Origin of the sequence: Pseudomonas sp. S06B 330, assembly GCF_002845275.2 — a bacterium.
Classification (GTDB): Bacteria; Pseudomonadota; Gammaproteobacteria; order Pseudomonadales; family Pseudomonadaceae; genus Aquipseudomonas.
Window position 1 is genome coordinate 3029871 of the sequence record NZ_CP088149.1, and the last position, 14084, is coordinate 3043954.

9 protein-coding genes are annotated in these 14084 nt (G+C 60.4%); 2 read left to right on the forward strand and 7 right to left on the reverse strand.

Annotation, left to right across the window (positions count from 1 at the left end):
- The first annotated feature begins 25 nt into the window (after nucleotides 1–25).
- On the forward strand, nucleotides 26–1276 hold the full coding sequence (locus CX511_RS13520; RefSeq protein ID WP_101293588.1) for an OprD family porin: 1251 nt from the start codon (nucleotides 26–28) through the stop codon (nucleotides 1274–1276).
- 33 nt (nucleotides 1277–1309) lie between these two features.
- Nucleotides 1310–2611: an MFS transporter gene (locus CX511_RS13525; RefSeq protein ID WP_101293587.1), complete on the forward strand. Its 1302-nt coding sequence runs from the start codon at nucleotides 1310–1312 to the stop codon at nucleotides 2609–2611.
- A gap of 107 nt (nucleotides 2612–2718) precedes the next feature.
- Here the strand turns inward: CX511_RS13525 and CX511_RS13530 are convergent, their stop codons facing one another.
- The 7 genes from CX511_RS13530 to CX511_RS13560 all read right to left on the reverse strand — a co-directional run bounded on the left by CX511_RS13530 (nucleotide 2719) and on the right by CX511_RS13560 (nucleotide 14079).
- Nucleotides 2719–3396, reverse strand: a complete 678-nt coding sequence (locus CX511_RS13530; RefSeq protein ID WP_101293586.1) for a zinc ribbon domain-containing protein — start codon at nucleotides 3394–3396, stop codon at nucleotides 2719–2721.
- A gap of 190 nt (nucleotides 3397–3586) precedes the next feature.
- A complete protein-coding gene (locus CX511_RS13535) occupies nucleotides 3587–5251 on the reverse strand; it encodes a fatty acid--CoA ligase (RefSeq protein WP_101293585.1) in 1665 nt (554 codons plus the stop codon).
- Nucleotides 5252–5262: 11 nt separating this feature from the next.
- A complete protein-coding gene (locus CX511_RS13540) occupies nucleotides 5263–7041 on the reverse strand; it encodes an acyl-CoA dehydrogenase C-terminal domain-containing protein (protein WP_101293584.1) in 1779 nt (592 codons plus the stop codon).
- Nucleotides 7034–9529, reverse strand: coding sequence for an efflux RND transporter permease subunit (locus CX511_RS13545; protein WP_101293583.1), 2496 nt, complete (start codon nucleotides 9527–9529; stop codon nucleotides 7034–7036). The genes CX511_RS13540 and CX511_RS13545 overlap by 8 nt, the downstream gene beginning before the upstream one ends.
- 30 nt (nucleotides 9530–9559) lie before the next feature.
- Nucleotides 9560–10627: a WD40/YVTN/BNR-like repeat-containing protein gene (locus CX511_RS13550; RefSeq protein WP_045185302.1), complete on the reverse strand. Its 1068-nt coding sequence runs from the start codon at nucleotides 10625–10627 to the stop codon at nucleotides 9560–9562.
- Nucleotides 10628–10723: 96 nt separating this feature from the next.
- Nucleotides 10724–12082, reverse strand: coding sequence for a DUF1329 domain-containing protein (locus CX511_RS13555; protein WP_045185304.1), 1359 nt, complete (start codon nucleotides 12080–12082; stop codon nucleotides 10724–10726).
- Nucleotides 12083–12123: 41 nt separating this feature from the next.
- Nucleotides 12124–14079: a DUF1302 domain-containing protein gene (locus tag CX511_RS13560; RefSeq protein ID WP_045185306.1), complete on the reverse strand. Its 1956-nt coding sequence runs from the start codon at nucleotides 14077–14079 to the stop codon at nucleotides 12124–12126.
- Nucleotides 14080–14084: the final 5 nt, after the last annotated feature.

Genomic DNA, 14084 nt, shown 5'->3' on the forward strand with positions numbered 1-14084 from the left:
ATAACAACAATAAAAGAGAAAAGAGATGCTCAAACCCGTGCGTGCAATCTTCCTCCAGCGCCTAGCGCTGGCGGTCGGACTGACGTTACCAGTGCTGGCTCACGCCGACTTCATCGCCGATAGCCAGGGCAGTATGGAACTGCGCAATTTCTACCAGAACCGCGATTTTCGCCAAAGCGCTGCCAAGCAATCTCGGGTGGGCAACTGGTCACAAGCCTTCATGCTTAGGATGCAATCGGGGTTTACCGAAGGGCCGGTCGGTTTTGGTCTCGACTACCTCGGCTTGCTGGGCGTCAAGCTCGACTCCGGGCGCGGTCGCAGCGGCGATGGCACCCTGCCGTTCGGGCCACACTCGAAGCGACCCGTGGACGACTTTAGTCACATGGGTGTCACCGGCAAGCTGCGCTTGTCCAAAACCCGGCTCGATGTTGGCATTCTCACCCCAACCCTCCCCGTCGTCTTTCGTGATGACGCGCGGTTGATGCCGCAGACATTCGATGGGGCCTTGGTGGAATCCCGTGAAATACCGCAACTGACCCTGACCGGGGGCCAACTCTGGCGCTCACGTACTAGAGAATCCGCCGGCAGCGACCGCATGTACCTGGCCGGGCGTAGTGCTGACTTCGACAGCGGCGCCTTCGATGTACTCGGCGCCAGTTACGACGTCGGTCACGGCTTGAGCGCCAGCGTCTTTCGCGGGGAGCTGCGTGACGTATACCAGCAGAACTTCTACGGCCTGGTGCACAAACTGGCACTGGGCCCGAGCATGAATCTGCTCACCGACCTGCGTTTCTTCGACAGCGACAGCGCAGGCTCCGCCAAGGCTGGCAGTGTCGACAACCGAAACTTCAACGTGATGAGCACCCTGGCCTTCGGCGCGCACAAGGTCGGTTTGGCCTACCAGCGTATGTACGGTGACGACGCCTTCCCCACCCTCAACGGCTACACCCCTCCTTACACCGCCAACCTGGTGACCATTGGTACGTTTACCAATGCCCTGGAGCAATCGTGGCAGGCGCGGTACGACTTTGATTTCGTCGCCCTGGGATTACCCGGACTGAGTTTCATGAGCCGCTATGTAAGTGGCGATGACATTCGCACCAGCAGCGGCAGCGGCCAGGAATGGGAGCGCGACACCGACCTCGCCTATGTCATTCAGAGTGGCAGCCTCCAGGGATTGAGCCTGCGTTGGCGCAACGCGGTCTACCGGTCGAGCTACGCCAGCGACATCGATGAGAACCGTCTGATTCTCTCCTACACCCTGAAGCTCTGGTAATCCCCTTCACGTTCATCCCACGAGGTATGTCCAATGAGTCAGACCATCGAATCCTTGCCGCTGTCTGAAGCCAGTAACAGTACCTATCGGCTCATCACTTGGCGGCTGATGCCGTTGCTCCTGGTCAGCTATATTTTCGCCCATCTGGACCGTATCAACATCGGCTTCGCCAAACTGCAAATGAGTGCCGACCTGCAATTCTCCGACACCGTATACGGCCTCGGTGCGGGCCTGTTTTTCGTCGCCTACGCGCTGTTCGGCGTACCGGCCAATATGGTCTTGGACAAGCTTGGTCCGCGGCGTTGGATCGCCTTCATGATGGTGACATGGGGGCTTCTATCCAGCGCCATGCTACTGATCGAAAGCGCTCAAGGTTTCTATACCCTGCGTTTTGCCCTGGGGGTGGCCGAGGCTGGTTTCTTCCCCGGTATCCTGGTCTACCTCAATCGCTGGTTCCCGGCCGAACGCCGCGCTTCGGTCACGGCACTGTTCGCCATTGCAGTGCCGATGGCCGGGGTAATCGGTGGGCCGCTCTCCGGATGGATTCTCGAACACCTGCAAGGCACCGCCGGAATGAAAAGCTGGCAGTGGATGTTCCTTCTCGAGGGGCTTCCCGTCGTACTGCTGGGCTTGCTCGTGCTGGCACGGTTGGACGACCGGGTAGAAGATGCTCACTGGCTTACTGAGGATCAGAAGCACGCTCTACGCCAGGCGTTACACCTTGAAGAAGCCGGCAAACAGATCAGTTCCTGGCGCGGTATCTTACGCAATTCGCAAGTCTGGTTGCTGGTGGCGATCTATTTCGCAGTGATGTTAGCGGTCAACACCCTCGCGTTCTGGATGCCCACTCTGATCCATGGCTCGGGCATCTCTCGCGATAGCAATATTGGCCTGCTTAGCGCCCTGCCCTACCTGGCGGGCTGCTTCTTCATGGTGGCCATCGGGCGCTCCTCCGACCGTTACAAAGAGCGGCGTTGGCACCTGTGCATGCCCATTTTGATGTGTGCGCTGGGATTGACCCTGACCGGCCTACAACCGCAGTCGCCACTGTTGGTCATTGTCGGCTTGTCGATTGCAGGCATGGGGGCAAGCAGCGCGCTGCCGATGTTCTGGCAGCTACCACCGGCCTATCTGGCAGGGCCGATACTCGCCCCGGGGCTCGCCCTGATCAGCTCACTGGGAAGTGTCGCCGCGTTTGTCGCCCCCTATTTGATCGGCTGGATGCGTGATAACACGCACAGCGCCAGCCTGGCGCTGTACCTGTTGTCCCTGGTGATCGCGCTAGGCGGCGTGCTGGTACTGCGCACTTCAGCTGCCGTCGTTAATCCGCGCTGAGCGCCCACCCGAGACGGGATCGCTCTTCCTTGCTGCAACTAACTTGGTGCCAGGTCACCCGCTGCTGGTCAAGGGCGGGTTGACCTTTGCCGCTGGGCTGCGCGTACCTACTGCGGTGTCGCCCGAAACCAAACGCCTAGCAATCCGGCCATACCGGCTTCGAACTTAACCGCGTCTACGGTGTAAGGTGTGCCCTTGACCATTTGCTCAAACTGCTTGGGGAATTCACGGTAATCCGCTTCGGGAGAGGCAGCAGCCAAGGCAATACTGGCAAGGTCCTGGATTTGTTGCCCGGATTCTCGGGTCTCATCGCCAGACGCGTATATCGCGACGTCCAGAATCAGATCGGTGCTATGCGAGGCACGGGCAGTTACCGTCACGTGGTCGCCGAGTTTGGCTTTCCAGAGAAGACCGTCATAAACATCATGCACCGATTCATCCTCTACCCGATAAGGGCTGGCGCTTTCAATCAATAGCGCGTTAAGCCGATCACGATATTGTTCATGGGTCATCCCCAGGGATTGGGACTTAAGTACATCCCTGACCAACTTTGGTGGCGCGGATTGTTCGGCAACCGGCGCGGGCACCGAGGTGGTTGTTGCCGGTGACGCAGCGTCGCGCTGCCAACCCATATACAGCGTGAGCAGCAACAGCCCGAGGCCAATCGTGATGATTAATTTGAGTTGTTGGCGATTGTTGACGCCTGGGTATTCGCCGCAGTTCGAACAAGCATTTGCAGTGGACTCTACGGGCGCATTACACGACTTACACGGGGTGACTGCCATCAACAAAACGTCCTTCGTTCATCCCTGGATACCTCTGCGCAACGCTGATTGCAATCAGCAGGCTACGCACCAACGCGCAAGTGTACTAAATGCCATCACGCCAACCAAGTCGTGGCGGGCCTGACGTACCACGGTGTTCGGTTAACAACAGCAGCAGCGCCCTGTTTTCCCTGGGCGCCACCACTGGCATTCATTGAGCGCTGACAGCTTCGCGTTGTGCATGCATCTCGCGTATCAGTTTCTTGTTGATCTTGCCTACGCTGGTTTTCGGTATCTCGTCAACAAACAGTACCTGGCGTGGCACCGCCCACTTGTTCAGAGTGCCGCTATCGACGAACTGTTGCAGATGGCGGGCCAGGGATGGTTGGTCCAGTTCAACACCCTCGACGCGCACCACTAGGGCCAACGGCTGCTCGCCCCACTGCGCATCGGCAATGCCGACCACCGCCACCGAGTCAACGCTGGGGTGCTGGCTGATCAAACTTTCCAGTGCCACCGAGCTGATCCACTCACCCCCTGTCTTGATTACGTCCTTGATCCGGTCACGGATCTTTACTACCCCACGCGCGTCGATACAGGCCATGTCACCGGTATGCATCCAGCCACCGGCCCACAACGCCGCGCCCTGCTCGGGTTCATTCAGATAGCCCTGGGTCAGCCAAGGGGCGCGCACTACAACCTCGCCGACACTGGCGCCGTCGTGCGCCACTTCTGCGCCCTGCTCATCGACAATGCGCAGGTCCACCAGCGGGATCGGTACGCCAGCGTTGATCCGCAGTGGCACCTGCTGGTCCATCGGCAGTGCCAAATCCTCGGCGGTCAGACTGGTCAGGCTCAGCAGTGGACAGCTTTCGGACATGCCGTAACCACAGTACACCCGGATGCCGCGGCCGCTCGCCCGCGCGGCCAGACCTTGGGTCAAGGCACTGCCGCCGAGGAGCATTTTCCAGCCACTGAGGTCTGTCTGCTGGCCTTCTTCGCAATCGAGCATCATCTGCAGCAGGGTCGGTACGCAGTGGGAGAACGTCACCTGTTCTTCGCGCATCAGGCGTACCAACTGGTTTGGCTCGTAGCGGCCTGGGTAAACTTGCTTGATGCCAAGTGCGGTGGCGACATACGGCACGCCCCAGGCATGTACATGGAACATAGGCGTGATCGGCATGTACACATCGCCCGAACGCAGCAACGGCTCGCCACCGCAGGCAGCGAAGGTCCCCAGTTCATTGAGCGTATGCAGCACCAACTGGCGATGGGTGAAATACACGCCCTTTGGGTTGCCGGTGGTACCGGTGGTGTAAAACAGCGTCGCCAGCGAGTTCTCGTCGAAGTCGGGAAACTCAAACTGGGCTTGCGCGGCAGCCAACAGCACCTCGTACTCACCCAGCATCGGCAATGTAGTGGCACAGGGCTCGGCATCGCTGAAGCGGATAAAGCCCTCAACCGTCGGCACATCACCCTGCAACTGTTCCAGCAAGGGCAGGAAGTCATCATGCACCAGCACCAGGCGATCTTCAGCATGGTTCATGGTGTAGCGGATCTGCTCGGCAGACAGGCGCACATTGACCGTGTGCAGTACCGCGCCAATCATCGGCACGGCAAAGAAACACTCCAGCGCCCGGTGGCTGTCCCAGTCAAGCAAGGCCACGGTGTCGCCGGGTTTGACCCCGGCCTGAACCAGGACATTGGCCAGGCGCTGAATGCGTTCGAGCAGGGTCGTATAGCTGTAACGTAGCTTGTCAGCGTAGACAATTTCCTGGCCGGGCTGGTAACGCACGCCGGACAGCAGCAGGCGCTTGATCAGCAGCGGGTAGCTATAAGCCCCAGGTGCCGGAGTAATGACACGAGTGTTGATCATCGCAGAATCCTTCACAGTTGCTCGGCGTCGAGCAGGTACAGGCTGGCGCTGCCGGCCTTGATGGTGGCGGTCAACGAGTGGATACGCGGCAACAGGCGTGCGAAGTAGAAGCGTGCAGTGCCCAGCTTGCGGGTGTAGAACTCGGCTTGCTCCGGTTGCTTGAGGGCGACATCGGCCATCTGTGCCCACATGTAGGCATAGAGCGTGTAACCAAACACATGCAGGTATTCGACCGCCGCCGCGCCAATTTCCTGAGGGTTACCCTGTGCACGGTCCAACACCCAGGCGGTCAGCTCATCCAGGTTGGTCACGGCCGCCAGCAGCGGCGCGCTGAATTCAACTCGCGAACGCTCCAGCGCACTGGCGAACGCCTTGATCTGCGAGGACAGCACGCTGTAAGCGCGACCACCGTCAGCGACCAATTTGCGGCCCAAAAGGTCCATGGCCTGGATACCGTTGGTACCTTCGTAGATCTGGGTGATACGGCAATCGCGGATCAGTTGTTCCTGACCCCATTCGCGGATGTAACCGTGGCCGCCGAAAATCTGTTGGCCATGGACCGTCGTTTCCAGGCCCATGTCGGTGAGGAAGGCCTTGGCCACAGGCGTCAGCAGCGCAACCTGGGCGTCGGCGCGACTACGCTCGTCGGCGTCATCGCTGTATTTGGCCAAGTCCAATTGCAAGGCAACATAGGTGGAGAAGGCTCGCCCGCCTTCGTTCAAGGCTTTCATGGTCAACAGCATGCGCCGCACATCCGGGTGCACAACGATCGGGTCGGCAATCTGCCCGGCAGCAACCGGCCCTGTTGGTGCACGGCTTTGCAGACGCTCACGGGCGTACTCGATCGCGTTCTGATAGGAGCGCTCACCCAGCGCCAGGCCCTGGATGCCCACGCCCAGGCGTTCGTAGTTCATCATGGTGAACATGGCATTCAAGCCTTTGTTCAGGTCACCGACCAGATAGCCCGTGGCGCCATCGAAGTTCATCACGCAGGTGGCTGAAGCCTTGATCCCCATCTTGTGCTCGATGGAACCGCAGCTCACCGCGTTGGCGGCGCCCAACGAGCCGTCTGCCTCGACCATAACCTTGGGTACCAGGAACAGCGAGATGCCCTTGGCGCCGGCCGGTGCATCGGGCAACTTGGCCAACACCAGGTGGATGATGTTTTCAGTCAGATCCTGCTCACCGCCGGTGATGAAAATCTTTGTACCGCTGATGCGGTAGCTGCCATCGGCTTGCGCCTCGGCACGGGTGCGAATCAAGCCCAGATCGGTACCGGCATGCGGCTCGGTCAGGCACATCGAGCCCGTCCAGCGCCCTTCGTACATGGCTGGCAGGTACTGTTGCTTGAGCGCTTCACTGGCGTGATTGAGCAGTGACAAACACGCTCCGGCGGTGAGCATCGGGTACAGACCAAAGGACAGGTTGGCGGCGTTGAGCATTTCCTCAACCTGAGCGCCGATCACCTTCGGCATGCCCATGCCGCCGTATTCCGGCGACCCCGCTACACCGACCCAACCATCTTCGGCATAGCGCTGATAGGCCTGAGCAAAGCCATCCGGGGTGATTACCCGACCGGCTTCCCAGCGGCAACCCTGTTCGTCACCGCTACGGTTAAGCGGTGCCACCACCTCGGCGATGACCTTGCCGGCCTGTTCAAGAATGGCCTTGGCGGTATCGGCATCGACATGTTCGGCCAACGCCGGAATCCGTGACCAAACGTCCGGGATGGCGAAGACCTCGTTGAACAGAAATTCCATGTCGCGCAAAGGTGGTTGGTAATCAGACATGATGCGAATACTCGACTTCTTTGGTGGAGTGTTGCAGCCCGTCAGCGCTGACGGGGCTGGGTGCAGGAGCCTCAGCCTTGTTGCCCGGCAAGAGGAAATACGACAGTGCTGGAATCAGAATCAGCGCGCCGAGCATGTTCCAGAGGAACATGAAGGTCAGCAGGATGCCCATGTCGGCCTGGAACTTGATGGGCGACCAGGCCCACCCCACCACCCCGGCAGCCAGGGTGATGCCGACCAGACCCACCACCCGACCGGTGAACGCCACGGCGTTTTCATAGGCCTCTGACAGCGGCAAGCCCTTGCGCTGGTAGTGCAACTGCACACTGAGCAGGTACAGCGCGTAATCGACGCCAATACCCACGCCCAGGGCGATCACCGGCAAGGTGGCGACTTTGACGCCGATGCCCATCATCACCATCAGCGCCTCGCACAGCACCGAAGTGAGTATCAGGGGCAGCACTGCCACCAGGGTTGCGCGCCAGCTGCGGAAGGTGATCAGGCAGAACACCGTGACCGCCAGGTACACCAGCAACAACATGGTGCGGTTGGCATCACGGACAACGATGTTGGTCGCCGCTTCGATGCCGGCGCTGCCGGCGGCGAGCAGGAATTGACGGTCTTCACTGCTGTTGGCCTGGGCAAAACGCTCGGCAACCGCAACCACTTCATCGAGGGTGTCGGCCTTGTGGTCCTTGAGGTAGGCGATCACCGGCATCACCGAGCAATCGTTGTTGAACAGCTCCGGGGCATTGACCGAGGCCTGCTGCGCCGCGTAATTGAGCACGTCCTGGTTACGTTGGATGCTGTTGAGCTTGGGGTTACCCTCATAGGTGCCAGCGGTGATCTGGCGTACGGCGTTGGTCAACGACAGCGTGGTCTGAACCCCGGCATGCTGCTGCAGCTCCCAGGCCAGGCGGTCGGCGAGCACCAGGGTCTGGTAACGCAGGCACCCTTCAGGCGCGGTCTTGATCATCACCGCAAAGGTGTCGCTGGACAGCGCGTAATGCCCAGTGATGTAGGCGTTGTCGCGGTTGTAGCGGGAGTCGGCATGCAGTTCCGGGGCGCCGCTGTCGAGGTCACCGATCTTCAGCTGCAGGCTCATGGCAAAGCCGCCTGCGCCGAGAATGGCCGCCACCACCAAAGCACCTGTTGCCCATTTACGCGTGGTAAAGCGGTCGAGCAGGTCCCAAAGCTTACCGAAGCCGCGGTGTTCGGCGGCTCTAGAGTCAATACGCAAGGCGCGCTCGGCGGCTTTGCGGCCAACACCGATGTAAGACAGCGCCACCGGCATCAGCAGCAGCGAGGTAAAGATCAGCACCGCCACACCGATACTAGCCGTGATTGCCAGGTCCTGGATCACCGGAATGTCGATCAGCATCAACACGGCAAAGCCCACCGCATCGGCCAGCAGCGCGGTGACCCCAGCGATGAACAGGCGCCGGAAGGTGTAGCGCGCGGCAACCTGGCGATGGGTGCCACGGCCGATGTCCTGCATGATGCCGTTCATTTTCTGCGCGGCATGCGACACACCAATGGCAAAGATCAGGAACGGCACCAGAATCGAATACGGGTCGATGGCATAGCCCAGCCAGGCGACGATACCCAGTTGCCAGACCACCGCGGTCAACGAACACACCACCACCAGCAAGGTACTGCGTACACAACGGGTGTAGAGGTAGATGATCACCAAGGTGGTGACCACCGCCAGGGCAAAGAACAGCATCACCTGCATCAGGCCATCGATCAGGTCGCCCATCAGTTTGGCAAAGCCGATCACATGAATCTTGTACGTGCCCTGCCCGCCGTTTTCTGCACCGATGGCTTCGTATTGGTTGCGCAGTTGCTCAAGCTTTTGCGAGAACGCGTAATAATCGATACCGCGACCGGTGGCCGAGTCATGATCCAACAGCGGCACAATCAGCATGCTCGACTTGAAGTCGCGAGCCACCAGGCTGCCAACGATGTTGGCGCGCTCGATGTTCTGACGCAATTGTGCGATGTCGGCGGCCGAGCCCTGATAGCTGTCCGGCATTACCGGACCACCCTGGAAACCTTCTTCGGTGACCTCGGTCCAGCGCACTGCCGGGCTCCACAGCGACTTCATCCAGGCGCGGTCGACGCCTTGGCTGAGGAACAGTTCATCGTTGATATGGCGCAGGGTCTGCAAGTACGCCGGATCGAAGATATCGCCTTCGGTGTTCTCCACCACCACGCGCAAGGAGTTGCCCAGGCCACGCAACGATTGGCGGTTCTCAAGGTAGTTCTGAATGTACGGGTGGCTCTGCGGAATCATCTTCTCGAAGCTGGGGCGCAGCTCCAGGCGCGTCAGGGCCATGTAGCCCAGCACCACAGTAGCCAGCAGCATCAACACCATGAACGGCAGTCGATGGTTGAACACCAGGCGTTCCAGCCAGTTGCCCGAGCGCGTGTCGAATTCGTCGAGGGTGCGTATTACCGGCAAGGTGTCTTGTTTGATGGTGGCCATCAGGGTCTTCTCTTGTTATGGGAGCGGTGGTTATTCGACATCGAGCGTGCGTACACCACGCTCACCCACCAGCACCAGGTCGGTTGCCGCCGCGAATGCCGCGCCGGTTACCGGGGTACGTGCGGTTTGGCTGAATTGAGCAAAACTGACACCGTCGTCATGACTGATCAGCACATCGCCTGCCTGGCTCAACAGCCACAGCTGGCCGGCACTGTCCAGGCTTGCTGCGGTGATGCTATTGCGCAGGCCAGTGGTCACCGGCTGCCAGTGCTGGCCGCCATCAGTGCTGCGCAGCACATTGCCGCGCAAGCCAAAGGCCAACAGCGCCCCCGGCTTACCGACCGCGCCAAACAAGGTGCCGCTATAAGGAATGTTCAGGCGGGTGAAGTGTTGGCCATCAGCGGCCAGTTTCAGCAACAGGCCCTGTTCACCGGTGATGTACAGCGCACCATCGACACTGGCCAGGCTGGTCAGGTGCAACGCTTGCGGGTTGTCGCTGCGTTCCAGCCACGGTGTCCAATGCTGGCCACCATCCTGGGTGTGCAACAACAGATTGAATACGCCAACGGCAAAGCCGTGTTGCTCATCGGCAAACCAGACATCGAGCAAAGGCTTGTCGGCGCCCTCTTGCACCAGACGCTCGCTTTCACCGATCAAGGTTGCCCAGCGATCGTCGTCTGGCGAGGCCTGGGCCTGAGCGCGGTAGTAGGCCAGCACCTGCTCGCCGAGCACGCGACCATCCAGTTGCTTTTGCCAACTGGCGCCGCCATCGCGGCTGTGCAGAATCACCCCGTCGTTGCCCACCGCCCAACCCTGCTCGGCGCTGGGAAAACTGACCGCGTTGAGGTCGGCACTGGCCGGCACTTGCGCCTGCTGCCACTGCTTGCCGTTGTCATCGGAATACACAATGTGCCCGCGCGGGCCCACCGCTACCAGGCGCGCGCCGGCGCTGGTCACATCCCGCAACGGGCTCACGGTCGCCAAGGCACTGGGCATCGCCGGCATATCCAGCACATCCATGTAAGGTGCGGCCTGTGCCGCGCCTTGAAGAGCGGCCCACGTCAACATCAACGCGGTACAGCGCTTGAGAAAAAACATACTCGATCCTCCGGATCGCCGCTGCACGCAGCAGGCTGCTCAACCAACGGTCCGCCATCGCGTGGATGCCGGACCGTACCTACCCTGTGGATCTACTCAGCGAATACCGGCCCCGGCCAGGGATTCCGGCGACCACTGGGTCTTGGACAGTGGATCGATGTAGCGGATACCGCCGTAGGCACCGACCACGCCGTTCAGGTTGTAGGTGCCGCCGATCAGGTCGTAGATCATGAAGGGCGTGGCATCCGGGGTCTGTTTGTCGTAGCTCTGGCTCAGGAAGGCAAACGAACCACGGTACAGCTGGCCGCGGGCGTCGTACTGGTCGGAGGCCAGAGCGATCCAGCTGTCTTCGTCGAGGTAGAAGCGACGCTTGTGATAGATATGGCGAGCGCCGGACTTGAGCTTGCCCTCAACCACCCACACCCGGTGTTTTTCCCAGCGCACGAATTCGGGCGCCAGATGGTTTGGCGTGGTCAGTGTTTTGATGTTGGTGTTATAGGTGAGTTTGTAGGTGTTGTACGGCACGTACATTTCCTGCTTGCCCACCAGGGTCCAGTCGTAGCGGTCCAGGGCGCCGTTGAAGACAAACACGTCATCGTAGGTACCCGAGCCCGAGGTGCCTGGGTTCGGTGTGTCGTAGGCCAGGTTTGGCGCCAGCTTGACCCGACGTTGACCCGGCAGGTATTGCCAGGCGCTGCGCGGTTGCACCAGCGGGTTGGCGGCATCGCGCAGCATCATCGCTTCGCCGGCACGGCGGGCCGGCGCGGTGTACACCAACTTCATCTGGTAGTAGGTGTCTTTGGCACCGATGGTTTTGTTCATGTCCTCGTAGATTGGGTAGCTGATGTTCGCTTGTCCGGTGGTGGACAGCGACGCTACACCGGCAGAGTCGACGTTCCACGAGTCGTACTTGGCGGCCATGCTCACGCCCTGGTAGCGCAGGAGAAAGTTCCACATCGCCTCGGCGCCGGTTTGCGGAATCGGGAACGGGATGCCTGGCAGCACGTTGTCAACAGCCGTACCGCCTTCCTGGCTCTTGGCACCGACGGCATTTTTCAGGGTGTTGTCCAGCACCGGCTGAGGCAGTGCCACAGTACGGTGGGTGGGGTAGACATCGACCCGGAAGGTCGGGAAGCGCTTGAGCAGCTCCAGGGTGGTCGCGGTGAGCTGACCTTTGTACTGGTCGACGTTCTTGCCATCGATCACCATCAACGGTTTTTCCCCGGCAAACGGGTCTGGACGCATGCTGTCGCCGCTCTTGTAGCTGGCCGGTGGGGTCACCAGGCCGCCTTGGTAAGCGGGAATCGAACCGTCGGCGTTGGCGCCTGATTCAGCGCCAATTCGGGTCAGGCTGGTGCCCAGGCGGGCGGCCTGATCACTGGAGACAGCTGCGTGGGCAGTAGTGATGGTTGCCAGCGACAGGCATGTGGCTAATAAGGTATGCACGAAATTCATGATTATTGTTTTCCTGCGTGATGTCTGAAGGAAGACGTGACTCAAAAAGTGGTTTTAACAGTGAGGTAAAGCGCGCCACGGTCCTCAGTGGTGGCACCGCCGCCAGAGAAGGAGGCATAACCTCCGCCGTAGCAGGTGTAGTCCTGCTCGCCGTCCAGGGCATTAGGAGTCGCGCCATCGGTCTGGCCGTTTTTGCACGACTGCGATTTGCCAAAGCTGTCGACGTACTTGAGGTCGACGAAATATTGGTTGTAGACCGCGGCGCCAACGCCCACGGCGTAGTTGCCGGTGTCCTCGGCGCCGCCACCCTGTACAGGTGAAACGCCATCGATGCCGACGTTGACCGACAGCGGCATGCTCAGGTCAACGCCTGGCATGACCTGGTACCAGGTCGGAGTGAAGTTGACCGCGATACCCCAGTTGTCACGGGTCGGCTTGTCGATGCCGCGGTAGCTGCTTTTGCCCTTGTACAAGGCTTCGTTGTGGCCATCGAGTTTGAGCAGGTTGCTGTAGAACAGCTCGCCCAACAGGGTGGCGCTGTCGAACAGCGGTGTGTCGCCGATGCTCATCAAACCGTTGAGGGTCCAGTGCAGGGTCTGGCCAGTGGCACCAAGACCGTCGCCATCACTGGGTACGTCATAGACCACACCGCTGCTGGGCAGGCGTGGAGGCAACAGACCGAAGCCACCGCCCAGCCCACCTTGCCCTGGCGCACTGACAATGGCCGGAATACTGGACAGCGGCATGTTGTGGCGGATGTTCAGGTCACTACCGACACTGATCCCGGCTACGTCTTTGGAAAGGCTCAGGCCGTAGACGTCAATGTTGTCGGCGTAAGCAAACTGGTACGAGGCACTTTGCAGTGAGTTGTAGAGGTTGCCGACCGCGCCTTGGGGGCTGCCCGGTGGTGTACCGAACGGGCCACGGGATACAGTCAGGCCACGGGTATCGAGCCAGGCTTGAGGAAGAATCTCCGAGGTCTTGCGGTAGTAGAAACCGAGCGTGCCGCCCAGCCATTCCGGCGACCACTTGGCCATGACACCCCAATCGCCACGCTTGTCCGGGGTCAAGTCGTTGCCACGGCGGATACTGGTCAGCGCCCCCTGCACCGGGATCAGGCCTGGGGTGCCGGTATGACCGAGCAAGAAGCTCTGGGCACCCTCACCCACCACGTCCGAACCGCCATAATAGGTGCCCGCTTCTGGCAGCCTGGCAGCATCCCAATCAAGGAAATACTGGGCGCCAATGGTCAGCTCAGGATTGACCAGAAACGAGGTAGACAGCTGATTGCGCGGCACGAACAGTTCTTTGGCTTCGGTGCCAGGCGATGCGGCAAGCTTCGCCAGGTCCAGGCCCGACTGCCCATAGCTGAGCGAGTGCACTGGGTTGAGCAGTGTTTCACCCCAGAACAGGTTGTGCTGACCGAGTTTGCCGCTCAGCTCCGAGCTGTCGCCAACTTCGGTGCGCATGAACACGAAGGCATCGAGCACTTCACCCGACGGGCCGCTGTAGTAACGCTGGGCATAGTTGCTCAGGTGCGGGCTGCCCAGGGGCGTACCGGTACCGGGCAAGCCATTGAGGCTCGGGTTGATACCAGAGCTGTCACCATTGCCGTTGACGAAGGGGTTGGAGTTCGAACCGGTGTTGTCATAGGCCTTGTCGTACCAGCTGGCAGCACTGACGCGAAAGCCCATGTTGCCCTGGTAGATCACGTCCAGTTCGGTCAGCAGGTCGACACGGTTGGTGATATTGGTGCCGGCCTTGCGGAAGTTGTAGTCGCCGTCGTTGTTGTTCGGCGTGGCCAGCATGCGCTTGTCGGCGCTTTCGGTGCGCACCCCGTAGTTGTACTTGACGGTGTTGTCCAGACGCACGGCCCAGTCTTCGTTACCGGTATCGACTTCGAACGCCTGGGCGCCAGGCAGTGCGAGCAAACCGATGGCGCAGGCGAGCAGATGACGCTGCGATGTCACAGCGCAAAGAGTGCGGTGTTTTGGCATTGCGA

Bases quoted from the DNA above. Each gene is read 5' to 3' on its own strand.
- CX511_RS13520 (WP_101293588.1), top strand. From the start codon at position 26: ATGCTCAAACCCGTGCGTGCAATCTTCCTCCAGCGCCTAGCGCTGGCG.
- CX511_RS13525 (WP_101293587.1), top strand. From the start codon at position 1,310: ATGAGTCAGACCATCGAATCCTTGCCGCTGTCTGAAGCCAGTAACAGT.
- CX511_RS13530 (WP_101293586.1), bottom strand. From the start codon at position 3,396: ATGGCAGTCACCCCGTGTAAGTCGTGTAATGCGCCCGTAGAGTCCACT.
- CX511_RS13535 (WP_101293585.1), bottom strand. From the start codon at position 5,251: ATGATCAACACTCGTGTCATTACTCCGGCACCTGGGGCTTATAGCTAC.
- CX511_RS13540 (WP_101293584.1), bottom strand. From the start codon at position 7,041: ATGTCTGATTACCAACCACCTTTGCGCGACATGGAATTTCTGTTCAAC.
- CX511_RS13545 (WP_101293583.1), bottom strand. From the start codon at position 9,529: ATGGCCACCATCAAACAAGACACCTTGCCGGTAATACGCACCCTCGAC.
- CX511_RS13550 (WP_045185302.1), bottom strand. From the start codon at position 10,627: ATGTTTTTTCTCAAGCGCTGTACCGCGTTGATGTTGACGTGGGCCGCT.
- CX511_RS13555 (WP_045185304.1), bottom strand. From the start codon at position 12,082: ATGAATTTCGTGCATACCTTATTAGCCACATGCCTGTCGCTGGCAACC.
- CX511_RS13560 (WP_045185306.1), bottom strand. From the start codon at position 14,079: ATGCCAAAACACCGCACTCTTTGCGCTGTGACATCGCAGCGTCATCTG.